Below are 24555 nucleotides of genomic sequence, written 5' to 3' on the forward strand. Positions count from 1 at the left end.
GCAGCCATGACGATCACGATCTATCACAATCCCGAATGCGGAACCTCCCGCAACGCCTTGGCGATGATTCGCGCCAGCGGCGAGACGCCGGTCGTCATCGAATATCTGAAGAACCCGCCGACGCGCGAGAAACTCGAATTCCTCATCGATGCGATGGGCATGTCGGTTCGGGATTTGCTCCGCCAGAAAGGCACGCCCTATCACGAACTTTGCCTCGACCAGTTCAGTTGGGGCGACGAGGAACTCGTCGACTTCATGATGGCGCATCCCATCCTGATCAACCGGCCGATCGTCGAAACGCCGAAAGGGACAAAGCTTTGTCGGCCGTCGGAGCTGGTTCTCGACCTGCTCGACAATCCTGTTGCTTCCTTTACCAAGGAAGACGGCGAGGTCATCACCCACAGCAGGTAAACCCCGGACGTTACGCCACGACGGTCAGCCTTCGCCGCCTCTCGTCGAGCAGAACGATGGTCAGTCCGCTTGCCACCACCAGCGCTATGCCGCACAGCGCGAGAACGTTCGGCAATTCGCCGAAGACGATCAATCCCGAGATCACGGCCCAAAGTGTGAATGTGTAGTAGAAGGGTGCAACAGCCCCGGTCGGACCGATCCGGTAGGCCATGAAGATGAAGAAATGGCCGAAGATCAGGAAGAAGCCTGCGCCGAGCAGCAGCAGCAGGTGGTGTGGACCGGGCGCCACCCATTCCTCGGTGGAGACGTGCATGACGCCCGCGCCGGCCAGCACCACGACGACGGCCGACATCGCAACGATCATACCCGGGATATGTCCGGCGACGCGCCTTCCGGCAATGTCGCGGGCAGCACAGAACACCGCGTTTGCAAGCGCAAGCAGAGCGTAGGGCGAGATGCCCTGCATGGTCGGCTGCGCCACCATCAGTGCACCGGCGAATCCGAGGCAGATCAGCGCCATGCGAACGCCGCCGATCTTCTCTCCGAAGAGAATCGATACTCCCAGCAGCACCAGCAGCGGGGTGATCTGGCCCAGCGCGGAAGCATCGCCTATCGGCATGTTGGCCAGCGCCACGACGTAACAGAGGATGGCGACCAGCTCGAACAGGTTACGCGTCAGCACGCGCGGTTCGAACAGGAGATGCATCTGCGTGCGATAGCCCAGCATCAGGAGCATGGGCATCCCAAGCAGAAATGCCGCCACGCCACGCAGGAACAGAACCTCGTAAGGCGGCAGTCCTTCTGTCGCCAGCTTCATCATCGTGTCGTTGATCACGTAGGAGCAGGTCGCGGTCAGCATGAAGATCGGGCCGCGGGCCGTGGTCGGTAGGAAATGCATGGCGTGAAGGGAGTCGGGTTGAGGCCGTGGCCGGATGACGCAGATGAGTAGAAGATTGCTGCAAGTTCGCAAGCGGAAAGCGTTTTGCACTGCACGCGCATTGCATTGGCGGGTAGCGTTCCCATATTCCGACACGGGCTTGGAAATGCCGCGAAAGCATTGTATTGAGCCGCCTTCCCGCGAGGCCGCCTGGGCGTCCCCGTGCATTTTGTCCTACGCGACTCTCTGGTGAAGCCTTTATGCAAACCATCATCATCGTCGTCCATCTGATGATCGTACTCGCCCTTGTGGGCGTGGTGCTCCTTCAGCGTTCCGAAGGCGGCGGTCTGGGGATCGGAGGCGGATCCGGCTTCATGACGGCGCGCGGCGCGGCCAATACGCTGACCCGCGCAACGGCGATTCTTGCTGCGGCCTTCTTCGTCACCTCGCTCGGTCTGTCCATTCTGGCGCGCTATGGTGCGCAGCCGCTGGACATCCTGAACCAGCAGCCTCCGGCAGGCCAGGGCCAAGGGCAGGGCGTCCTCGATCAGCTTGGCGGTGGTTCGAACGTTCCCGCGCCCCCAGCCACGACCCCGCCGGCCACCACTGCGCCGGCAACCGAAGGTGCTGCGACACCGCCGGCAGATACCGCGGCGCCTCAGTCGACCGAGAGTGCTCCGGTAGCGCCGCCTGCGGCAGCCGCTCCCGAAGCGACGGATGTTCCGGCCGCTCCGGCGACCCCTGCCCAGCCAGCAGAGCCGCAGGTCCCGAACTAGTAGCCGGCTTGCTTGCCGCGCCAGTTCTGCTTCGGTAGGCAATAAGGCGATCTGTGTTCGTTTGAACACAGTCGCGGCAAATGCCGTCCGATCACGAAGATTCGACCCGAAGCCCCGCCGTACAAGGCTTGAGGGCTTCCTTGTTAATGCCATATAAAGTCGCCAACTGTACGCCTTGCGCTTGGTACTGGCGACAGTCCTAGCCCGCCTCGGGCCGGTTCGGGGAAATCATATCGGGATCGTGATGATGCAGTTTCGCAGCCTTTTGCTTCTGGGCTTTGGCGCAAGCCTTGCCATGAATGTTTCAGCTTTTGCCGCCCCGCCGGTGCCGGCTTCGCCGGCGCCCGAAGTGGCGCCGGTTCTTCAGGTCGCTACCAAGGCCGAGGAAGAGGCGAAGAAGAAAAAGAAGACGGCGACGAACACCAAGAACAAGAAGAACACCAAGACGGCTGCCAAGCCTTTGACCGAAGCCGAAAAGAAGGCTGCGGCCAAGGAAAAGGCCGAGAAGGAAAAGCTGGCCAAGGCCAAGGCGGAGAAGGAAAAGCTCGCAAAGGCTAAGGCCGAACGCCAGAAGAAGCTTGCTGCCGACAAGGCCGAGCGGGAAAAGAAGCTTGCTGCGGACAAGGCTGAGCGGGAAAAGAAGGCTGCGGCAGCCAAAGTCGAGCGCGACAAGAAGCTTGCTGCCGAGAAGATCGAACGAGAAAAGAAGGCGGCTGCCGCAAAGGTCGAGCGCGACAAGCTGGCCGCCGAGCGGGCCAAGGCCGCGGAGGAGCGCAAGATCAGGCTCGCCAAGGAAGCCGAGGAGCGCAAGATCGCGCGTGAGAAGGCCGCCGAGGAGCGGAAGTTGGCTCGCGAGAAGGCTGCCGAGGAACGCCGCCAGGTCGCTGAGGCGAAGGCAAAGGCGGCGGAAGAGAGGCGTCTCGCGCAGATTCGCGCGGAAGAAGCACGCCAGGCGCAGATTGCCGCTGCCGCGGAAGCTGCCCGTCAGGCCGAGATTTCGCGCCTCGTGTCGATGGAGGTCGTTCAGACGGGTAACAACAACGAGTTGCGCAGTGAGGCGGTTGTTCAAGCAGCCCCTCAGCAGACCGGGCTTTTCGCAAACCTCTTTGGCGGCCAGCAGGTTGCGCCTCAGGCGTCCTTGCTCCCTGAGACGCGAGCGCTTGACGCCGCAATGGAGCAGAAGGCTTCCAAGAAGCCGTTCAAGGTCAGGCCCGAGTACATGCCGACGGTGGTCGAATTCAGTGGCTATCCCCGCGGCACGATCGTGATCGACACGGCGTCCCACTATCTCTACCTCGTCGAGGGAACCAACAAGGCACGCCGCTATGCCATCGCGGTTGGCAAGGACGGACTTCAGTACAAGGGTGCGGTAAAGGTCGGCGACAAGCAGGAATGGCCACGCTGGATCCCAACCAAGGAGATGCAGGCGCGCGATCCCGCGAAATACGGCAAGTATGCCGACGGAATGCCCGGCGGCGGAGCAAATCCGCTCGGCGCTCGCGCTATCTACCTCTACGAGAACGGCCGCGACACGCACCTGCGCATTCACGGCACGATTGCTCCGGAGACCATCGGAACCGACTCATCCAACGGCTGTTTCCGCATGATCAACGAGCACGTCATCGATCTCTACAAGCGCGTACCGGTGGGTACTCAGGTCGTGGTGCTCTGAAACGCCCCAAATACTAAAACGAAAGGCCGGCTTTTCGCCGGCCTTTCGTTTTTGACCGACAGCCATGCCAAAATGATGGGGCATCGGCTGAGATTCTTCTGGCGGAATCAAAAGCCGCGGGATAAGCACCGACTCCCATGGCGCGATATGTTTTCATCACCGGCGGCGTGGTTTCCTCCCTTGGCAAAGGCATAGCTGCAGCGGCTCTCGGAGCCCTGCTGCAGGCGCGCGGCTATCGCGCGCGGATCAAGAAGCTCGACCCCTATCTTAACGTCGACCCGGGCACCATGAGCCCGTACCAGCACGGCGAGGTGTTCGTCACCGACGACGGCGCCGAAACGGATCTCGACCTCGGCCACTACGAGCGCTTCACCAACCGCTCGGCCAATCAGGCCGACAACATCACCACCGGCCGCATTTACCGGAACATCATCGAGCGCGAGCGCCGCGGCGACTACCTCGGCGCCACCGTGCAGGTGATCCCGCACGTAACCGACGAGATCAAGAACTTCGTCCTCGACGGCAACGACGACTACGACTTCGTCCTCTGCGAAATCGGCGGCACCGTCGGCGATATCGAGGCGATGCCGTTCCTCGAGGCGATCCGCCAGCTCGGCAACGACCTGCCGCGCAACAACGCCGTTTACGTCCACCTGACGCTGATGCCCTACATCCCGGCGGCGGGCGAACTGAAGACCAAGCCGACGCAGCATTCGGTGAAGGAGTTGCGGTCGATCGGCATCGCGCCCGATATCCTGCTGGTGCGCGCCGACCGTCATATTCCGAGGGAGGAGCGCCGCAAGCTCTCATTGTTCTGCAACGTGCGCGAATCCGCCGTCATTGAGGCGCTCGATGTCGCGCACATCTATGACGTCCCGCTCGCTTATCACAAGGAAGGCCTGGATTCCGAAGTCCTCGCCGCCTTCGGCATCGAACCCGCGCCGAAACCTCGTATGGAAGCATGGCAGAACGTTTCCTCGCTCATCCATAACCCGGAAGGCGAGGTGACGATTGCCATCGTCGGCAAGTACACGGGTCTCAAGGACGCCTACAAATCGCTGATCGAGGCGCTGTCGCACGGCGGCATGGCCAACCGCGTCAAGGTCAAGCTCGACTGGATCGAGAGCGAGATTTTCGAGAAGGAAGACCCGACGCCGTGGCTGGAGAAGGTGCACGGCATTCTGGTGCCGGGCGGCTTTGGCGAGCGCGGTTCGGAGGGCAAGATTCTCGCCGCCAAGTTCGCGCGCGAGCGCAAGGTTCCCTATTTCGGCATCTGCTTCGGCATGCAGATGGCCTGCATCGAGGCCGCCCGGTCGCTTGCCGGCATCGACCACGCGTCCTCCACCGAGTTTGGCAAGACCGACGAGCCCGTCGTCGGCCTCATGACCGAATGGCTGAAAGGCAACATGCTCGAGAAGCGTCGCGAGACCGGCGATCTCGGCGGCACCATGCGGCTCGGCGCCTATGACGCGCGGCTCGCACCGCAGTCCAAGATTGCCGAAATCTACGGCGACACCGAGATCTCCGAGCGCCATCGCCATCGCTATGAGGTCAACATCGACTACAAGGAGCGGCTGGAGGAATGCGGGCTGGTTTTCGCTGGTATGTCGCCCGACGGCGTTCTGCCCGAGACCGTCGAATATCCCGACCACCCATGGTTCATCGGCGTGCAATATCACCCAGAACTCAAGAGCCGGCCGCAGGAGCCGCATCCGCTCTTCGCATCCTTTATCGGCGCAGCCGTAGAGCAGAGCAGGCTGGTCTGACGCCGCTCAGGCGTGGAAGAAGGCCGGGACCTTTTCGTTCGCGTTGCGACGCTCGAGGAACGACCGGCTTGCCTTCAGCGCCTCGCCGATCGCGACATCCATATCGAGATAGCGGAATGTCCCCAGGCGGCCGACGAAACTCACGCCTTCGAGGTCCGTTGCGGCTTGGCGGTAACGGTCGAGCAGTGACGATCCGCTGGCGAGGTTCACCGGATAGTACGGCGTATCCTTGGCACCGCACTCAAAACTGTATTCGCGTGAGCAGATGCTGCGTTCGAAGTGTTCCCACGGCGCGAACTTCTTGTGCTCGGTGATGCGGGTGTAGGGAACGTCCAGGTCGGGATAATTTACCGTGGCGGTCTGCTGGAAGTCGCCGTCGACGCGAAAATTCTCGAAGCGCAATGAGCGGTAGGGCAGGCGACCGAACTGGTAGTCGAAATAGCCGTCCAGTGGGCCTGTATAGAACACGTGGCTGAACCCACCCACGTCCTGATCACTGCGATACGGGGTGCCCAGTTCCACCCTTATGCCGGGGTGGTCGAGCATGTGCCCGACCATTGCGGTATAGCCCTCGCGAGGCATGCCAACGCGGGCATGGTGGAAGTAGGTCCGGTCCTCGTTGAACCGCAGCTGAAGCCGCCTGAAAACGGCAGCAGGAATGTCGGCCGGCGCGCGCCCCCACTGCTTCTGGGTATATCCCTTGAAGAACGCTTCGTAGAGCTCCGGACCAATGGAAGACAGCGCCTGTTCCTCAAAATTGCGAGGAGCATGGTCGAGCTTTATTGCGCGTTCCCCGACGTACGCTTCTGCTTGCGCGGATGTAAAATCTTTCCCAAAGAAGGCGCGCAAAGTGTCGAGATTGATCGGCAGGTGAAAGAGTCGTCCGCCTACGTCTGCGTCGACAGCAAATTCAAAGGGCTCGAAAATGGCGAAGCGGGAGACGAAATGCCAGACGTGTTCGTCGTCCGAGTGAAAGATGTGCGGCCCGTGCACATGCCGCATGATGCCCGTTTCCGGATCGCGCTCGGTGTGACAATGCCCGCCCACATGCGTCGCGGAATCGACAACCAGCACCTCATGCCCGGCCTCTGCGAGAACGCGTGCAATGGTCGCGCCTGAGATGCCCGCGCCAACTACCAACACTGCCGGACCTTCCAGCGCCATAGAATTATCCCCTTCCTGACGCTGCGGCGTTGCTTGCATCCGCACCGTATCCAATTGACATGAAGAAAGCCGGTCCACTTTCCGCGAACCGTGTTTTCAGACGCCAGCGGAGGCAAGAGCTCTATTGTTCGTCCGAAAAAGCCAAGCTTGAAGTTTCCTTTCGTTATCCTTCAAGGACGCGGCACATACAGGTGACGAACCTGATCTCCGAGGCGATTGCCCTTCTTGGTACCGCCTCACTGCCACCCTTCTATGTGAACACCAACGATCTGCCGTATCGTGACGGGCATCCGATCACGGTTTTCGCGAATTGTTCCGTTGACGGTTATTCCGATGCGGCTGCCCCCGATTTCGTCTTCAATGGCTGGTTTGAGGCCAAGTTCGCGGACTTCGACGCAAAGGCCGAAGCGATCGCCAGCGCCTCTGCATCGGCGCCCCATGATGATCGGGCATTCTGGACAGGTGCCTGCGAAAACGCTGCCCGGGCCGATTTGGTCCGGATGTCAGCGAAACATCCCGGTCTTGTCCATGCCGTGGATGCAAGGTCGAACTATGATCGTGACACCGGCGTCTACAATGGGCGCTTCAAGCCGATGGAGGAGCAGGCCGCCGAATATCGCTACATGGTTGACGTCGAGGGCTTTGGATATAGCGGCAGGTTGAAGCTGCTTCTACACGCTGCACGCGTCCTGCTCATGGTGGAGCGGCCTTATCGCGAATATTTCTATGGGGATATGGAGCCGTTCAGGCACTATGTGCCGGTTGCGCGCGATTCGTCGGATCTCCTGGAGCGGATCGACTGGTTGCGCTCAAACCCGGTGCGTGAGACCGAGATCGTTCGCGAGGCCCAGCATTTCGCCCGCACCGCGTTAACGCGGAAGGCCGCGATCGAAAAATGGGCCGAACTGCTGGATGAGCATCGAAAGGCCGGCGGAAAGCTGAAGTCGGGCGTCGAGCACCTGCCGCGCACCGGAGGGAATTTCGTGTCCGCGCCGAGTTAGGGAGGGGAATCCAGATTGGGGGGTGAGATCAAAAAGACGGAATCCGTCACCGCCGGGCAGCAACCCGCCAGCGCAATGACCGGATGGGTCCGGCCGCTGCGCGTCCACCTGAGCGCCATCATCGTGCTCCTGCTCATCGCCATTTCGGTCCCGCTTATGTGGTTGACCTTCTACGAGGGCAGGCACGCGGCGCTCGATTCCGCGACGCAGCAGATGCGTCTCCTGTCCCGCGGCACAATCAACCTCTACGAAGGTCTGTTCCTCGACGGGTACAACATCATCTCTCTGGGCGCGGTCATTCCGGCGCTGTCCGTCGAGCCACCGGCATTGGAGGATTCCAAGCGGGAAATCCTTGTACGCGCACTGCAGGGGGCACCGAACCTCGAGTCGGCCTATGTTGGATATCCGAATGGCTCTTTCGTCCACGTCATGCGTGCGGCCGGTAGCGCTAAATGGCGCGAGGCCGTGTCGGCGCCCGAAGGCACTGTCTTCGGCATGCGCACGGTTATCCGTCCCGAAGGTGGGCGACCGCGCTCTACGTGGCATTTTCTTGACGCCGACGGCAAACTTATCGGTTCGGGACCGGAACGCGAGGTCGATTTCGATCCCCGCCGCCGTCCCTGGTATCGCGCGGCAGTTCGGGCCGGGGGGTTGGCATCTACGGGCCCCTATACATCCGCCTCCACCCAGTCTTTGACGCTGACGCTGGCGGGACCTAGCCAAAGCAACCCGGGTGTCATTATAGGCGCGGACGTGCTGCTCGAAACCATCAGCAAGATGCTGGTCGAGCACGCTATCTCGCCGAATTCCGTCGGCTATGTCTTCGACGCAAACGGCAGGTTGATCGTCCATTCCGACCCGCAGCGAATGGCGGAACTGATCGACAGCCTCGCAGGCCGATCGAAAGAAACGAATGCGCTTGCCATGAACGACGCGAACGAGACTGCCGCCGGGGCGCAGAGTTCGATCATCGCTCAGGTGCTGGCCCGCATCAGGGTATCCGACGCGCAGCCGGTGGCATCGGACGAGATATTGGCGGCGGTACAAAAGCTTTTGCCGGGAACTGACGGCACCGCAGAGGAACTCGTGCAGTTCAGCGTCGATTCAAGCCCATGGCTCGCGCGTGTCGCTTCGTTCGGCGATGCGCACCTCCTTTCCGGCTACCGGATCGTGATCGCCGCTCCGGTGCGGGACTTCACCGAAGCCAATGTCGAGTTGTTGCGCAAGACGCTCTTGATCGCCTCGTTTTTGGTGATTTGCGGGATAATCGTCGCACTTCTCATATCCCGCCGTATCAGCCGGGCGCTTGTCATGCTTGCAGAAGACGCGACCCAGATCGGAAACCTCGATTTCAACCACTGGAGGGTCAGCCGCTCCCGCATCAGCGAAATCAACATGCTGGGCGGCGCGCTGTCTTCGGCACGTGATGCCATCCGCTCCTTCGCGGTCTATGTCCCTCGTGAACTGGTTCGCCGCATCGTTGCCTCGGGACAGGCTACCGCCGGCGCCGCATCCAGGCGCGAGGTTACGGTCCTCTTCACCGACATCAAGGATTTCACCACGATCTCGGAGCAGCATTCCCCCGAAGAAGTGGTCGATATGCTGACGGCCTATTTCCAGACGATGAATGTCATCGTCCAGCGCCAGGGCGGCGTCATCGTGCAGTATCTGGGCGATTCCATCTATGCGATGTGGAACGCCCCAAACGAGGATGCCGATCATGTCGTCAAGGGTTGCCTTTGCGCGCTTGAACTCAAGTCGGCCATCGACCGGTTGAACGATGAAAACGCCGCCGCTGGTCGGCCCCGGCTTGTAACCCGATACGGGCTGCACACCGGCGTGGCGGTCGTGGGCAGCGTCGGCGCCGAGGACCGCAAGCAGTACACCGCCATGGGCGATACGGTGAACGTCGCATCCCGCCTGGAAGGCATGAACAAGCAATTCGGCACGTCGATTCTTGCCAGTCAGGCCGTCCGGGACCGTGCCGGTCCGCAAGTCGGGTTCCGGCCGTTGGGCGCAGCCAGCGCCAAGGGTCGCCATGAGCAGATCGAGGTTTTCGAACTGGTGACGACCGGGGCCTGAAACGCCTCTCCCGCCTACGTCATGCCGACATAGCGCCCAGGCCGGTGGTTGATCGCCAGCGTCACGTTGAGCACCACCGCGCCGAGAACGGAAAGTGCCGCATTCTGCAGCGGGATGAAGAACAGCGCCACGAACAGGATCGCGAGATCGACGGCGAGCTGGAACCAGCCAGCGCGGATGCCGTGATTGTCCTGCAGGTAGAGCCCCAGGATGGAAAAGCCGCCCAGTCCGGCGCGATGCCGGAAAAGGATCAGCAACCCGACCCCGATCAGCGCGCCGCCGGCCATTGCAGCGAAAAGCGGATCGATGCCGTCCAGCACAATGACCGCGGGGGCGTATCGAGTCATGAGCGCCAGCAACCGGACCGCAGCGAAGGTGCGGCTGGCGAAGGGCCAGCCCATGCGGCTGACCGCCAGCCAGAAGAACGGCACGTTGACCAGCACGAACCCTGCGCCGAAGGGCAGGCCGGTCGCATAGTTCAGCAGCAGGGCTATCCCGGCGGCGCTGCCGGTGACCAGCGAGGCCTCTGCGTAAAAGATGATTCCGATGGCGACAAAGAGCGTGCCGTTGAGCAGCGCCAGAATGTCCTCATAGAAACGATGCCTGTCAGTGGCCACGCTGGCAATCCGTTGTGCGCTGCACTATATCGGGGACAATCCTGTGTTCAAGCTCCTCAGGGAGCCGCTCTCGCCCATAGTTCCGCCGTTGCGAGGGGGCTTGTGGAATCCCGCGATGGGCTATATATGGTTCTCAGATACCTACGGCGCGCCAAGGGGGAAACCCTCTTTGCGTGCCCATATTGCTTGCACAAAGCTCCACTGATTCGCTGTTTTTGACGTGGTGCTTGCGGGTAATCGAAATAGAAAACTCTTCGGCTAAACCGAAGGCGGCAGGACAAGCGGCATGGCGTCAAAGACTTCCAACCCCTTTACCTTTTTGCAGCAGGTGAGGGCGGAAACCGCGAAGGTGACATGGCCATCGCGGCGCGAAACCCTGATTTCGTCGGCGATGGTTCTGGCCTTTGCCGCTCTCGCGATGATCTTCTTCTTCGTCGCTGACCAGATCATGGCCTACGCCATTGAACTGATCTTGGGCATTGGACGCTGACCGCAGAACGATTGGCACCGGACGTTTTTGGAGAATCTATCGGGATGACTGCGCGGTGGTACATCGTTCACGCCTATTCGAACTTCGAGAAGAAGGTCGCGGACGACATTGAGAAGAAGGCCAAGCAAAAGGGCCTTTCCGAGCGCATCGAGCAGATCGTCGTGCCGACCGAGAAGGTCGTCGAGGTTCGTCGCGGCAAGAAGGTGGACGCAGAGCGCAAGTTCTTCCCCGGCTATGTGCTGCTGAAGGCAGACCTCAACGACGCCGTCATCAGCCTGGTTAAGAACACCCAGCGCGTGACCGGCTTCCTCGGCGAAGACAAGGCGACGGCCAAACCGGTGCCGATCACCGAGAAGGAAGCTCAGCAGATTCTGCACCAGGTGCAGGAGGGTGTGGAGCGGCCGAAGCCATCGGTCACCTTCGAGATCGGCGAGCAGGTACGTGTTTCGGATGGTCCTTTCGCGTCGTTCAACGGCACGGTTCAGGATGTCGATGAGGAGCGCGCGCGGCTTAAGGTGGAGGTTTCGATCTTCGGGCGCGCTGTGCCCGTCGATCTGGAGTTCGGTCAGGTCGAAAAGGGCTGATCGATGCCCGTTGCCGGGGTTCCGGCAAGGGTGGGCCGTGAGGAGTGTCGCGGTCTGAACAGGTGGAAGGCGAGGGCGGCTTTATAGCCAGTCGCTCGAACCGCACCACCACACTGCAACCGCCGGGCGAAAGTCCGGCTAGAAACAGAGGCAGAGAGAATGGCTAAGAAAATTGCAGGCCAGCTCAAGCTCCAGGTTCCGGCAGGCTCGGCGACGCCGTCGCCCCCGATCGGCCCGGCGCTTGGTCAGCGCGGCATCAACATCATGGAATTCTGCAAGGCGTTCAACGCCCAGTCGCAGGAAATGGAGAAGGGTTCGCCCATCCCCGTTGTCATCACCTATTATCAGGACAAGTCGTTCACCTTCGTCATGAAGACGCCGCCGGTGAGCTACTTCCTCAAGAAGGCCGCCAACCTGAAGTCGGGCTCCAAGGAGCCGGGCAAGGTCAAGGCCGGCCAGATCAGCGCCGCCAAGGTGCGCGAGATCGCCGAGGCGAAGATGAAGGACCTGAACGCAAACGACGTCGATGCGGCCGTGAAGATGGTCGAGGGCTCCGCCCGCTCGATGGGTCTGGAAGTGGTGGGCTGAGACGATGGCAAAGATTGCAAAGCGTGTAGCCAAGTCCCGCGAGGGCATCGACCGCAACAAGGCCTATCCGCTCGGCGAGGCTCTGGCGCTGCTCAAGGAGCGCGCGACGGCCAAGTTCGACGAGACCGTTGAGGTCGCGATGAACCTCGGCGTTGATCCCCGTCATGCCGACCAGATGGTCCGCGGCGTGGTCAACCTGCCGAACGGCACCGGCCGCTCCGTGCGCGTCGCCGTGTTCGCCCGTGGCGCCAAGGCCGACGAGGCTCGCGAAGCCGGTGCGGATATCGTCGGCGCCGAGGATCTGGTCGAGATCGTCCAGAAGGGCACGATCGACTTCGATCGCTGCATCGCGACGCCGGACCTGATGCCGCTCGTCGGCCGTCTGGGCAAGGTGCTCGGCCCGCGCGGCATGATGCCGAACCCGAAGGTCGGCACGGTTACCACCGATGTCGCCGGAGCCGTCAAGGCCTCCAAGGGCGGCGCGGTCGAGTTCCGCGTCGAGAAGGCCGGCATCGTTCACGCCGGCATCGGCAAGGCGTCGTTCGACGTCAAGGCGCTGGAAGAGAATGTCCGTGCGTTCGCCGATGCCGTCAGCAAGGCCAAGCCTGCTGGCGCCAAGGGCAACTATATCAAGAAGGTGTCCGTCACCTCGACGATGGGCCCCGGCCTCAAGCTCGATATTGCGAGCCTGACCGCTTGATTCAAGATTTGCGGATCTGCCTGTAAGGCCCTGATCCGCCGAAAGAATTCCGGACCTCGAAAGAGGCCCGGATACCGGAAGCGAAAGTTTCCGGTCATCCTGTCCGAGATTGTGGGCGGCCTGAAGCGCTTCTGCGTGATGGCCTTAATCGAATGGCCTGCATGAGACGGGTAAGGACCCGACAAAGGAGCGAATGCTCCAATGAAAGGTTTGAACCGTGTTTGCCTTTTGTCTGCGCATCGACGGGCTGGTCCCGGCGGTGTGGCGAAAGGGGGCAGGATCCTCTGAACCGCCGTTCGGGTGATCCAGTTTTGGAAAGCCCGGCCGGCAGAAGGCAACCGGCCGCAACCCCGGGAATGGGGAAGCGGTCAACTGGAGATAGGCAGTGGACAGAGCGGAAAAGCGCGAACTCGTCACGGACCTGAACGACGCCCTCAAGGGCGCCGGCTCGGTGGTCGTGGCCCACTATGCCGGTATCACCGTTGCGCAGATGAACGATCTTCGTACGAAGATGCGTACTGCGGGCGGCACCGTCAAAGTCGCGAAGAACCGTCTCGCCAAAATCGCTCTTCAGGGTACGGGCTCCGAAAGCATCATCGACCTGTTCAAGGGACAGACGCTGATCGCCTATTCGGAAGATCCGGTTACGGCGCCGAAGATCGCCTCCGATTTCGCTAAGGGGAATGAGAAGCTTATCATTCTCGGTGGCGCGATGGGAGCGACTGCTCTCAATGCCGACGGTGTGAAGGCACTTGCCACACTGCCGTCGCTCGACGAGCTGCGCGCCAAGCTGGTTGGCATGATCGCCACGCCGGCAACCCGGATTGCCCAGGTCGTCAATGCGCCCGCGGCTTCGGTCGCGCGTGTCATCGGCGCTTATGCCCGGAAGGACGAGGCGGCATGAGGCTGTTCCTCGCTGCTGAAGAAACACGTTCAAACCTAGTGAAGGAATATAAAAATGGCTGATCTCGCGAAGATCGTAGACGACCTCTCCGCGCTGACCGTCCTTGAGGCGGCAGAGCTTTCGAAGCTTCTGGAAGAGAAGTGGGGCGTTTCGGCTGCTGCTCCTGTGGCGGTTGCCGCTGCTGGCGGCGGTGCCGCTGCTGCAGCTCCGGCTGAAGAGAAGACAGAGTTCGACGTCGTCCTGACGGACGCCGGCGCGCAGAAGATCAACGTCATCAAGGAAGTCCGTGCCATCACCGGCCTTGGCCTCAAGGAAGCCAAGGACCTGGTCGAGGGCGCTCCGAAGCCGGTCAAGGAAGCTGTTTCCAAGGCCGACGCCGAGAAGTTCAAGGCCCAGCTGGAAGCAGCCGGCGCCAAGGTCGACCTGAAGTAAGCGTTGCGTTTGGCGGGTGGCTTTGCCGCCCGCCATTCCCCCTTTCGGGGGCGCCCGCGTATTGGGGCATGTGGTGGGAGAACCTCTTTCCTGAGGGCCGAAAAATCGGCCTTCCGGAAACGGGTTTTTCACCGTTTTAGCGGGTCGCCGCAGCGATCCGGAGAATTGAAGGGCGTGTGCAGGCCGAGGCCGCGCCCAAGAAGAGCAAGGAGCGACGATGGCCCAGACCCTGTCATTCAATGGCCGCAGACGCGTAAGGAAATTCTTCGGGAATATCCCTGAAGTTGCTGAAATGCCGAACCTTATCGAGGTTCAAAAGGCTTCCTATGACCAATTCCTGATGGTCAAGGAGCCGGAAGGCGGTCGCGCCGACGAAGGCTTGCAAGCTGTCTTCAAGTCGGTGTTCCCGATCTCCGACTTCTCCGGTTCGTCGATGCTCGAATTCGTCAAGTACGAGTTCGAGGCACCGAAGTTCGACGTCGACGAGTGCCGTCAGCGCGACCTGACATACGCTGCGCCGCTGAAGGTGACGCTGCGCCTGATCGTGTTCGACATCGACGAGGATACCGGCGCGAAGTCGATCAAGGACATCAAGGAGCAGGACGTCTACATGGGCGACATGCCGCTCATGACCCTGAACGGCACGTTCATCGTCAACGGCACCGAGCGTGTCATTGTCTCCCAGATGCACCGCTCGCCGGGCGTCTTCTTCGACCACGACAAGGGCAAGTCGCACTCGTCGGGGAAGCTGCTGTTTGCCGCGCGCGTCATTCCCTATCGCGGCTCCTGGCTCGACATCGAGTTCGACTCGAAGGACGTCGTCCACGCCCGCATCGATCGTCGTCGCAAAATCCCCGTCACCAGCCTGCTGATGGCGCTCGGGATGGACAGCGAGGAGATCCTGTCGACCTTCTACAACAAGATCACCTACAAGCGTTCCAAGGACCACTGGCGCATCCCGTATTCCGTGGATCGCTTCAAGGGCCTCAAGGCTGTTAACGACCTGGTCGATGCCGACAGCGGCGAGGTCGTGGTCGAGGCTGGTCGCAAGATCACTGCGCGCCAGGCCAAGCAGCTTGCCGAGAAGGGCCTGAAGGCCATCAAGGCGACGAATGAGGACCTGCTCGGCAGCTACCTCGCCGAGGACATCGTCGACTACAAGACCGGCGAAATCTTCCTCGAGGCCGGCGACGAGATCGACGACAAGACGCTCAAGGTCCTGCTCGAGGCCGGCGACAAGGAAGTCCAGATTCTCGACATCGACCACATCAACGTGGGCGGTTACATCCGCAACACGCTGGCGATCGACAAGAACGAGAGCCGCCAGGATGCCTTGTTCGACATCTACCGCGTCATGCGTCCCGGCGAGCCGCCGACGCTCGAAACCGCCGAAGCGATGTTCCATTCGCTGTTCTTCGATGCCGACCGCTACGACCTCTCGGCCGTCGGTCGCGTCAAGATGAACATGCGTCTCGAACTCGACGCCGAGGACACCGTGCGTGTGCTGCGCAAGGACGACATCCTTGCCGTGGTGAAGACGCTGGTCGAACTGCGTGACGGCAAGGGCGAGATCGACGACATCGACAATCTCGGCAACCGCCGCGTGCGTTCGGTCGGCGAGCTCATGGAGAACCAGTACCGCGTAGGCCTGCTGCGCATGGAGCGCGCGATCAAGGAGCGTATGTCCTCGATCGAGATCGACACGGTAATGCCGCAGGACCTGATCAATGCCAAGCCGGCGGCCGCCGCCGTGCGCGAGTTCTTCGGTTCCTCGCAGCTCTCGCAGTTCATGGACCAGACCAACCCGCTCTCCGAGATCACGCACAAGCGTCGTCTCTCGGCGCTCGGGCCGGGCGGTCTCACCCGCGAGCGCGCCGGCTTCGAAGTCCGCGACGTGCACCCGACCCACTATGGCCGTATCTGCCCGATCGAGACGCCGGAAGGTCCGAACATCGGCCTGATCAACTCGCTCGCCACCTTCGCGCGCGTCAACAAGTACGGCTTCATCGAGACCCCGTACCGCAAGATCGTGAACGGCAAGGTGACGCAGGACGTCGTCTACCTGTCGGCGATGGAAGAGGCCAAGCACTACGTCGCGCAGGCCAACGCCGAGCTCGACAAGAAGGGCGGCTTCGTCGACGAGTTCGTCATCTGCCGCCATGCCGGCGAAGTGATGATGGCTCCGCGCGAGAACGTCGATCTCATGGACGTGTCGCCGAAGCAGCTCGTTTCGGTCGCCGCGGCGCTGATCCCGTTCCTCGAGAACGACGACGCCAACCGCGCTCTGATGGGCTCGAACATGCAGCGTCAGGCCGTGCCGCTGGTGCGCGCCGAAGCGCCGTTCGTCGGCACCGGCATGGAGCCGATCGTGGCCCGTGACTCCGGCGCGGCCATTGGCGCACGCCGTGGCGGCATCGTCGACCAGGTGGACGCGACGCGTATCGTCATCCGCGCAACGGAAGACCTCGATCCGGGCAAGTCCGGCGTCGATATCTACCGGCTGATGAAGTTCCAGCGTTCGAACCAGAACACCTGCATCAACCAGCGTCCGCTGGTTCGCATGGGCGACAAGGTCAACAAGGGCGACATCATCGCGGACGGTCCGTCGACCGACCTCGGCGATCTGGCTCTCGGCCGCAACGTGCTCGTCGCGTTCATGCCGTGGAACGGCTACAATTACGAGGACTCGATCCTGCTCTCCGAGCGCATCGTGGCCGACGACGTCTTCACCTCGATCCACATCGAGGAGTTCGAGGTCATGGCTCGCGATACCAAACTCGGGCCGGAGGAAATCACGCGCGACATTCCGAACGTTTCGGAAGAAGCGCTGAAGAACCTCGACGAGGCCGGCATCGTCTACATCGGCGCGGAGGTGCAGCCGGGCGACATCCTGGTTGGCAAGATCACGCCGAAGGGCGAAAGCCCGATGACGCCGGAGGAAAAGCTCCTGCGCGCCATCTTCGGCGAGAAGGCCTCCGACGTGCGTGACACCTCGATGCGCATGCCTCCGGGCACCTTCGGCACCGTCGTCGAGGTTCGCGTCTTCAACCGCCACGGCGTGGAGAAGGACGAACGCGCAATGGCGATCGAGCGCGAGGAGATCGAGCGTCTGGCCAAGGACCGTGACGACGAGCAGGCGATCCTCGACCGCAACGTCTACAGCCGTCTGTCCGACATGCTGAAGAACAAGGAAGCGATTGCCGGTCCGAAGGGCTTCAAGAAGGGCACCAAGCTCAACAAGGAAGTTCTGGACGACTATCCGCGTTCGCAGTGGTGGCAGTTCGCGGTCGACAGCGAGAAGCTCCAGAGTGAACTGGAAGCTCTTCGCGGCCAGTACGACGAGTCCAAGAAGGCGCTCGAGCAGCGCTTCATGGACAAGGTCGAGAAGGTCCAGCGCGGCGACGAAATGCCTCCGGGCGTGATGAAGATGGTCAAGGTCTTCGTCGCGGTGAAGCGCAAGATGCAGCCGGGCGACAAGATGGCCGGCCGTCACGGCAACAAGGGCGTTGTCTCGCGCATTGTTCCGGTCGAGGACATGCCGTTCCTCGAGGACGGCACGCATGCCGACATCGTGCTCAACCCGCTGGGTGTGCCGTCGCGCATGAACGTCGGCCAGATCCTGGAGACGCATCTGGGCTGGGCCTGCGCAGGCATGGGCCGCAAGATCGGCGAGCTGATCGACGCCTATAAGTCGGGTGGCAAGGAGGGCGGCGACATCAAGCCGCTTCGCAAGACGCTGGAGGGACTCATCCCCGCCAACGACCGCAACGAGCCGGTGCGTGAGTATGACGACGAGTCCATCATTCGCCTCGGCGAACAGATGCGTCGCGGTGTGTCAATCGCAACGCCGGTGTTCGACGGTGCGCATGAGGTCAACATCAACCAGATGCTGGAAGATGCGGGCCTGCACACGTCGGGTCAGTCGCAGCTCTACGACGGACGCACGGGCGAGCCGTTCGACCGCAAGGTGACGATGGGCTACATCTACATGCTCAAGCTTCACCACCTCGTGGACGACAAGATCCACGCGCGTTCGATCGGCCCGTACTCGCTCGTCACCCAGCAGCCGCTGGGCGGCAAGGCGCAGTTCGGCGGCCAGCGCTTCGGCGAAATGGAGGTCTGGGCGCTCGAAGCCTACGGCGCCGCCTACACGCTGCAGGAGATGCTGACCGTGAAGTCGGACGACGTGGCCGGCCGTACCAAGGTCTACGAAGCGATCGTGCGTGGCGACGACACGTTCGAGGCAGGCATTCCGGAGAGCTTCAACGTTCTCGTCAAGGAAATGCGTTCGCTGGGCCTCAACGTCGAGCTGGAGAACACCAAGGTCGACGACGCGCCGTCACGACTGCCCGACGCGGCAGAGTAACAATCAGATGCGTTGCGGCTTGAGCCTCAGCGCATCTGACGAATTTCCCGGCCCGGCCGGAACGATGGGCGATACCGCCCGACAAAGAACTGGAAAATGGGGTTCCCCGACCCCGAAAAGGAGAACGGCATGAACCAAGAGGTCATGAATCTCTTCAACCCGCAGGCGCCCGCGCAGGTGTTCGATTCCATCCGGATATCGCTGGCGAGCCCGGAAAAGATTCTGTCCTGGTCTTTCGGCGAGATCAAGAAGCCGGAGACCATCAACTACCGCACGTTCAAGCCCGAGCGTGACGGCTTGTTCTGCGCGCGCATTTTTGGCCCGATCAAGGACTACGAGTGCCTGTGCGGCAAGTACAAGCGCATGAAGTACAAGGGCGTAATCTGCGAGAAGTGCGGCGTGGAAGTGACACTGTCGCGCGTCCGTCGCGAGCGCATGGGTCATATCGAGCTGGCAGCGCCCGTCGCGCACATCTGGTTCCTGAAGTCGCTGCCGTCGCGTATCGGCACGCTGCTGGACATGACGCTCAAGGATATCGAGCGCGTCCTGTACTTCGAGAACTATATCGTCACCGAGCCGGGCCTGACCGCCCTGAAGGAGCACCAGCTCCTCTCGGAAGAGGAGTACATGATCGCCGTCGACGAGTACGGCGAGGACTCCTTCACCGCCATGATCGGCGCCGAGGCGATCCACGATCTTCTGGCCGGCATGGACCTGGAGAAGATTGCTGGCGATCTTCGTTCGGAGCTCGCTTCGACGACCTCCGAGCTGAAGCAGAAGAAGTATCTCAAGCGCCTCAAGGTGGTTGAGAACTTCATGGAGTCCGGCAACCGTCCGGAGTGGATGATCCTGAAAGTCGTCCCGGTCATCCCGCCGGACCTGCGTCCGCTGGTTCCGCTCGACGGCGGCCGTTTCGCGACGTCCGACCTGAACGACCTCTATCGTCGCGTCATCAACCGCAATAACCGCCTGAAGCGCCTGATCGAGCTTCGCGCGCCTGGCATCATCATCCGCAATGAGAAGCGCATGCTTCAGGAGGCGGTCGATGCGCTGTTCGACAACGGTCGTCGCGGCCGCGTCATCACCGGCGCCAACAAGCGTCCGCTGAAGTCGCTCTCCGACATGCTCAAGGGCAAGCAGGGCCGGTTCCGCCAGAACCTGCTCGGCAAGCGCGTCGACTATTCCGGCCGCTCGGTCATCGTGACCGGTCCGGAACTCAAGCTGCACCAGTGCGGCCTGCCGAAGAAGATGGCGCTGGAACTGTTTAAGCCGTTCATCTACGCCCGTCTCGACGCCAAGGGTTATTCCTCGACCGTCAAGCAGGCCAAGAAGCTGGTCGAGAAGGAAAAGCCTGAAGTCTGGGATATCCTCGACGAGGTCATCCGCGAGCATCCGGTGCTGCTCAACCGCGCGCCGACGCTGCACCGCCTTGGCATCCAGGCGTTCGAGCCGACCCTGATCGAAGGCAAGGCGATCCAGCTTCACCCGCTGGTCTGCACGGCCTTCAACGCCGACTTCGACGGCGACCAGATGGCTGTCCACGTTCCGCTGTCGCTCGAGGCCCAGCTCGAGGCCCGCGTGCTGATGATGTCGACCAACAACATCCTGCACCCCGCGTCCGGCGCGCCGATCATCGTGCCGTCGCAGGACATGGTTCTCGGCCTATACTACCTCTCGATCGTCAACGAGAACGAGCCCGGCCAGGGCATGATGTTCGCCGACATGGGCGAGCTTCAGCATGCGCTGGAGACCAAGGCCGTCACGCTGCACGCCAAGATCAAGGGCCGTTTCAAGACGGTCGACGCGGAAGGCAAGGTTGTGTCGAAGATCTACGACACCACACCTGGCCGCATGATCCTCGGCGAACTGCTGCCGAAGAACGTCAACGTGCCGTTCGAGACCGCCAACCAGGAAATGACCAAGAAGAACATCTCCAAGATGATCGACACGGTCTATCGCCACTGCGGCCAGAAGGAGACTGTGATCTTCTGCGACCGCATCATGGCGCTCGGATTCAGCCATGCCTGCCGCGCCGGCATTTCGTTCGGTAAGGACGACATGCTGATCCCGTCGGCCAAGGAGAAGCTGGTTGCCGACACCGAGGCTCTGACGAAGGAATACGAGCAGCAGTACAATGACGGCCTGATCACTCAGGGCGAAAAGTACAACAAGGTCGTCGATGCCTGGGCCAAGTGCTCGGAGAAGGTCGCCGACGAGATGATGAGCCGCATCAAGGCGGTCGAGTTCGACGACAACGGTCGTCAGAAGCCTATGAACTCGATCTACATGATGTCGCATTCGGGTGCGCGTGGTTCGCCCACCCAGATGCGTCAGCTCGCCGGTATGCGCGGCCTTATGGCTAAGCCGTCGGGCGAAATCATCGAGACGCCGATCATCTCCAACTTCAAGGAAGGTCTGACCGTTCTTGAGTACTTCAACTCCACGCACGGCGCCCGCAAGGGTCTCGCCGATACGGCTCTGAAGACGGCCAACTCCGGCTATCTGACGCGCCGCCTCGTCGACGTCGCACAGGATTGCATCGTCAACTCGCTCGACTGCGGCACCGAAAAGGGCCTCACCATGCAGCCGATCGTCGATGCGGGCCAGGTGGTGGCTTCGCTCGGCCAGCGTATCCTGGGCCGTACTGCGCTCGACGACATCAACCATCCGATCACGGGCGATGTGCTCGTGAAGGGTGGCACTTTGATGGACGAGCGTGACATCGAGGTGATCGAGAAGGCTGGCGTTCAGTCCGTCCGCATCCGTTCGGCGCTGACCTGCGAAGTCAGGGTCGGTGTCTGCGCGGTCTGCTACGGACGCGACCTGGCGCGCGGTACCCCCGTCAACCAGGGCGAGGCTGTCGGCGTCATTGCCGCGCAGTCGATCGGCGAGCCGGGCACCCAGCTCACCATGCGTACCTTCCACATGGGCGGCACGGCGCAGGTCGTCGACTCGTCCTTCCTGGAAGCCTCGTATGAAGGCACGGTGCAGATCCGCAACCGCAATGTCGTGCGCAATTCCGATGGCAATCTCGTGGTGATGGGCCGCAACATGGCGATCCTGATCCTCGACGAGGCCGGCAAGGAGCGTGCGACGCACCGCGTCACCTACGGCGCCCGCATCTATGTGGACGACGGCGACAAGGTGAAGCGCGGCCAGCGTGTCGCCGAGTGGGATCCCTACACCCGCCCGGTGCTCACCGAAGTCGCCGGCAAGGTGGCGTTCGAGGATCTGGTCGACGGTATCTCCGTGCAGGAGACGACCGACGAATCGACCGGCATCACCAAGCGCGAGGTCATCGACTGGCGGTCCACCCCGCGCGGCTCGGATCTCAAGCCTGCGATCACCATCCTTGATTCCAAGGGCAAGGTCGGCAAGCTGGCGAAGGGCGGCGACGCCCGCTTCCAGCTGTCGGTCGAGGCCATCCTGTCGGTGGAACCCGGTGCGACCGTGAAGCCCGGCGACGTGATTGCGCGTATCCCGATGGAAAGCGCCAAGACCAAGGACATCACCGGTGGTCTGCCGCGTGTTGCCGAACTGTTCGAGGCCCGTCGTCCGAAGGACCATGCCATCATCGCCGAGATCGATGGCACGATCCGCTTCGGCCGCGACTACAAGAACAAGCGCCGCATCATCATCGAGCCGCATGACTCGACGCTGGAGCCGGTCGAGTATCTCATCCCGAAGGGCAAGCCGTTCCATCTTCAGGACGGCGACGCCATCGAGAAGGGCGACTACATCCTCGACGGCAATCCGGCGCCGCACGACATCCTGGCGATCAAGGGCGTCGAGGCTCTGGCCTCGTACCTCGTCAACGAGATCCAGGAAGTCTACCGGTTGCAGGGCGTGTTGATCAACGACAAGCACATCGAGGTTATCGTTCGCCAGATGCTGCAGAAGGTCGAGATCACGGTGCAGGGCGACTCGACTTACATCCCGGGCGACCATGTCGACGTGATCGAGCTCGAGGAAATCAACGATCGTCTGATTGAGGAGGGCAAGCAGCCCGCCGAAGGCCAGCCGGTTCTGCTCGGCATCACCAAGGCCTCGCTGCAGACGCCGTCCTTCATCTCGGCCGCCTCCTTCCAGGAGACGACCCGCGTGCTGACGGAAGCTGCGGTTGCCGGCAAGACCGACATGCTGCAGGGCCTGAAGGAAAACGTCATCGTCGGCCGTCTCATCCCGGCCGGCACCGGCGGACAGATGAGCCAGATCCGGCGCATCGCCACGTCGCGCGACGAGCTCATCCTCGACGAGCGCCGCAAGGCGTCGGGTGCCGAAACAGCCGGCCCGATGCTCGCCGACATGACGAACGCCGCGGAGTAATCGGCGACGTTCGGAGCGCATGATGAAAGGGGCCCTGTCGGGCCCCTTTTGCTGTCTGGGGGGAGCAAGGAGGTAAGATGGGAGAAACAATCTGGGAGGCCGTTGACGGCCTGATCGGCGAGAAGCTCGTATCGCCTGAGGCAGTCCTTGAAGCGGTGCTGACCGCTAACAATGATGCTGGGTTGCCGGCGATCGACGTGTCGCCCGCGCAGGGCAAGCTACTCCATTTGCTGGCGCGGATGATCGGCGCAAAGCGCGTTCTCGAGATCGGCACACTTGGCGGTTACTCCACCATCTGGCTTGCGCGCGCCCTGCCGGCCGACGGCCTTGTGGTGACGCTGGAGCTTGACCCTCGCCACGCCCAGGTAGCGCGCTCCAATTTCGAAGCCGCCGGACTTGCCGATCGCATCGAACTTCGCGAGGGGCCAGCCCTAAAGTCACTGGAAGCGCTTGGCTCGGAAGCCGCCGAACCTTTTGATCTCGTTTTCATCGACGCCGACAAACCCAACAATCCCAACTACCTGCGCTGGGCGATGCGCCTGTCGCGACCCGGCACGGTCATCATCTGCGATAACGTCATTCGTGACGGAGCCGTGCTCGATGCCAGCGGACGCGACCCGAACGTGGAAGGGGCGAGGGCGGCGCTGTCCTTCATGGCCGACGAGTCAAGGCTAGATGCAACCGCTATCCAGACCGTAGGCGTGAAGGGCTACGACGGTTTCGCCATCGCCCTCGTCACACAATAGAGGCGTCCCAGGCAAGGACGCCCGATCTCAGTCGAAGAACGCCTCGACCACGTTGCGACGCCCCAGCATGAAGGCGTCGGCAACATGCTGCAACGGGGCGAGGTCAGCGTCGCTCTTGCCTGCCCGGACGATCTCGGCAAAGCGCCTGTAGAGCGCAGGATATTCCGTGTCCGGCGCCTCGTGGACGACCTTGCCGTCGATCGCAAGTGTCGCGCCACCGGACGACAGCAGCATCGCGCCCGCCTCGGTGTCGGCGGTGATGTTCCACGTCTGCGGGCCGGTCTGGCGCCAGTCGAACACCGCATTCACTGTTTGGCCGCTCGACGCGCGGAACGCGATCTCGGCTGCAATTGGTGCATCGCGATTCTCCGGGAAGTCCAGCCGCGCGGAGGTCACGAACATGGGCGGCAGGATGTGCGTGGCGATAGACAATGCGTTGATGCCTGGATCGAAGACGCCGAAACCGCCGGCCTGCCAGATCCAGTCCTGGTTCGGATGCCAGCGCCGGACGTCTTCCTTCCAGTCGATCGCGGCCGAGCGGATCGTCGTGCCGGCAAGAAAGCTGCGCGCAGCCTCGACCGAGGCGGCATAGCGGGAGTGCCAGCTTGCGAACAGCGACACGCCCTGCCGGGAGGCGATTACCTTCAAATCCTCGACCTCACTGACGGTTGCTCCCGGTGGCTTCTCGAGAAACACGTGCTTTCCGGCCAGCAATGCCGTACGCGCCGCCGTATGTCGGACCTGCGGTGGCTGGCACAGCGAAACCGCATCGATCTGGACGTCAGACGCGAGCATGTCCTCGATGGTTGCGAAGTTGGCGATGCCGTCGACGGTTGCATTCCTGCTTGCCGCCGCGACGAGCGTATAGTCTTGGTCCTTGGCGAGGGCAGGCAGATGCTGGTCGCGAACGATCTTGCCGACCCCCACGATGCCGAGCCGGATTGGTGCGCTGCTGGACATGATCTGCTCCCTGTGTCGTGTCGTGATTAGCAGAACGAAAGATGGGCGCAAGCGAAGGGATCGGCTCGCTGTTCGGAAGTTGCGCGCTGGCGG

19 protein-coding genes are annotated in these 24555 nt (G+C 62.0%); 15 read left to right on the top strand and 4 right to left on the bottom strand.

Annotation, left to right across the window (positions count from 1 at the left end; genetic code table 11):
- The first annotated feature begins 6 nt into the window (after nucleotides 1–6).
- Nucleotides 7–411, top strand: coding sequence for an arsenate reductase (glutaredoxin) (arsC, locus tag ABMA32_RS18105; protein WP_349015201.1), 405 nt, complete (start codon nucleotides 7–9; stop codon nucleotides 409–411).
- A 10-nt stretch (nucleotides 412–421) separates the two neighbouring features.
- Here the strand turns inward: arsC and ABMA32_RS18110 are convergent, their stop codons facing one another.
- Nucleotides 422–1309: a DMT family transporter gene (locus ABMA32_RS18110; RefSeq protein ID WP_349015202.1), complete on the bottom strand. Its 888-nt coding sequence runs from the start codon at nucleotides 1307–1309 to the stop codon at nucleotides 422–424.
- 239 nt (nucleotides 1310–1548) lie between these two features.
- Between ABMA32_RS18110 and secG the strand changes: the two genes are divergently transcribed.
- The 3 genes from secG to pyrG all read left to right on the top strand — a co-directional run bounded on the left by secG (nucleotide 1549) and on the right by pyrG (nucleotide 5502).
- On the top strand, nucleotides 1549–2064 hold the full coding sequence (gene secG, locus ABMA32_RS18115; protein WP_349015203.1) for a preprotein translocase subunit SecG: 516 nt from the start codon (nucleotides 1549–1551) through the stop codon (nucleotides 2062–2064).
- A 295-nt stretch (nucleotides 2065–2359) separates the two neighbouring features.
- Nucleotides 2360–3736, top strand: coding sequence for a L,D-transpeptidase (locus ABMA32_RS18120; protein WP_349015204.1), 1377 nt, complete (start codon nucleotides 2360–2362; stop codon nucleotides 3734–3736).
- A gap of 137 nt (nucleotides 3737–3873) precedes the next feature.
- On the top strand, nucleotides 3874–5502 hold the full coding sequence (pyrG, locus tag ABMA32_RS18125) for a CTP synthase (RefSeq protein WP_349015205.1): 1629 nt from the start codon (nucleotides 3874–3876) through the stop codon (nucleotides 5500–5502).
- A gap of 6 nt (nucleotides 5503–5508) precedes the next feature.
- Here the strand turns inward: pyrG and ABMA32_RS18130 are convergent, their stop codons facing one another.
- The gene (locus ABMA32_RS18130; RefSeq protein ID WP_349015206.1) at nucleotides 5509–6666 is read right to left on the bottom strand and encodes a UDP-galactopyranose/dTDP-fucopyranose mutase family protein; all 1158 of its coding nucleotides are present in this window, start codon (nucleotides 6664–6666) and stop codon (nucleotides 5509–5511) included.
- Nucleotides 6667–6857: 191 nt separating this feature from the next.
- Here ABMA32_RS18130 and ABMA32_RS18135 point away from each other — a divergent pair, with 191 nt between their 5' ends.
- Nucleotides 6858–7667 carry a glycosyl transferase family 90 gene (locus tag ABMA32_RS18135; RefSeq protein WP_349015207.1) on the top strand — a complete coding sequence of 270 codons (810 nt, stop codon included), beginning with the start codon at nucleotides 6858–6860 and terminating at the stop codon, nucleotides 7665–7667.
- Nucleotides 7668–7682: 15 nt separating this feature from the next.
- A complete protein-coding gene (locus tag ABMA32_RS18140; protein WP_349015208.1) occupies nucleotides 7683–9749 on the top strand; it encodes an adenylate/guanylate cyclase domain-containing protein in 2067 nt (688 codons plus the stop codon).
- A gap of 14 nt (nucleotides 9750–9763) precedes the next feature.
- On the opposite strand, the gene ABMA32_RS18145 is transcribed toward ABMA32_RS18140, so the two are convergent.
- Nucleotides 9764–10366, bottom strand: a complete 603-nt coding sequence (locus ABMA32_RS18145) for a YitT family protein (RefSeq protein WP_349015209.1) — start codon at nucleotides 10364–10366, stop codon at nucleotides 9764–9766.
- 286 nt (nucleotides 10367–10652) lie between these two features.
- Between ABMA32_RS18145 and secE the strand changes: the two genes are divergently transcribed.
- From secE to ABMA32_RS18190, 9 genes are all read left to right on the top strand, one after another.
- The gene (gene secE, locus ABMA32_RS18150) at nucleotides 10653–10856 is read left to right on the top strand and encodes a preprotein translocase subunit SecE (protein ID WP_349015210.1); all 204 of its coding nucleotides are present in this window, start codon (nucleotides 10653–10655) and stop codon (nucleotides 10854–10856) included.
- A 44-nt stretch (nucleotides 10857–10900) separates the two neighbouring features.
- On the top strand, nucleotides 10901–11440 hold the full coding sequence (gene nusG / locus ABMA32_RS18155; RefSeq protein ID WP_292773251.1) for a transcription termination/antitermination protein NusG: 540 nt from the start codon (nucleotides 10901–10903) through the stop codon (nucleotides 11438–11440).
- A 159-nt stretch (nucleotides 11441–11599) separates the two neighbouring features.
- Nucleotides 11600–12028, top strand: coding sequence for a 50S ribosomal protein L11 (gene rplK / locus ABMA32_RS18160; protein WP_349015211.1), 429 nt, complete (start codon nucleotides 11600–11602; stop codon nucleotides 12026–12028).
- A gap of 4 nt (nucleotides 12029–12032) precedes the next feature.
- Nucleotides 12033–12728, top strand: coding sequence for a 50S ribosomal protein L1 (rplA, locus tag ABMA32_RS18165; RefSeq protein ID WP_292773255.1), 696 nt, complete (start codon nucleotides 12033–12035; stop codon nucleotides 12726–12728).
- Between the two features lie 385 nt (nucleotides 12729–13113).
- Nucleotides 13114–13632 carry a 50S ribosomal protein L10 gene (rplJ, locus tag ABMA32_RS18170; protein ID WP_349015212.1) on the top strand — a complete coding sequence of 173 codons (519 nt, stop codon included), beginning with the start codon at nucleotides 13114–13116 and terminating at the stop codon, nucleotides 13630–13632.
- Nucleotides 13633–13686: 54 nt separating this feature from the next.
- On the top strand, nucleotides 13687–14064 hold the full coding sequence (rplL, locus tag ABMA32_RS18175; RefSeq protein ID WP_349015213.1) for a 50S ribosomal protein L7/L12: 378 nt from the start codon (nucleotides 13687–13689) through the stop codon (nucleotides 14062–14064).
- Between the two features lie 217 nt (nucleotides 14065–14281).
- Nucleotides 14282–18430, top strand: a complete 4149-nt coding sequence (rpoB, locus tag ABMA32_RS18180; RefSeq protein WP_349015214.1) for a DNA-directed RNA polymerase subunit beta — start codon at nucleotides 14282–14284, stop codon at nucleotides 18428–18430.
- 129 nt (nucleotides 18431–18559) lie between these two features.
- Complete coding sequence (gene rpoC, locus ABMA32_RS18185) at nucleotides 18560–22756, top strand: DNA-directed RNA polymerase subunit beta' (RefSeq protein ID WP_349015215.1); 4197 nt, start codon at nucleotides 18560–18562, stop codon at nucleotides 22754–22756.
- Between the two features lie 77 nt (nucleotides 22757–22833).
- A complete protein-coding gene (locus ABMA32_RS18190) occupies nucleotides 22834–23502 on the top strand; it encodes an O-methyltransferase (protein ID WP_349015216.1) in 669 nt (222 codons plus the stop codon).
- A 27-nt stretch (nucleotides 23503–23529) separates the two neighbouring features.
- Here ABMA32_RS18190 and ABMA32_RS18195 read toward each other — a convergent pair whose 3' ends face one another.
- A complete protein-coding gene (locus ABMA32_RS18195; RefSeq protein ID WP_349015217.1) occupies nucleotides 23530–24462 on the bottom strand; it encodes a Gfo/Idh/MocA family protein in 933 nt (310 codons plus the stop codon).
- Nucleotides 24463–24555: the final 93 nt, after the last annotated feature.

This window comes from Mesorhizobium quangtriensis (genome assembly GCF_040081925.1).
Lineage (GTDB): Bacteria > Pseudomonadota > Alphaproteobacteria > Rhizobiales > Rhizobiaceae > Mesorhizobium_K > Mesorhizobium_K quangtriensis.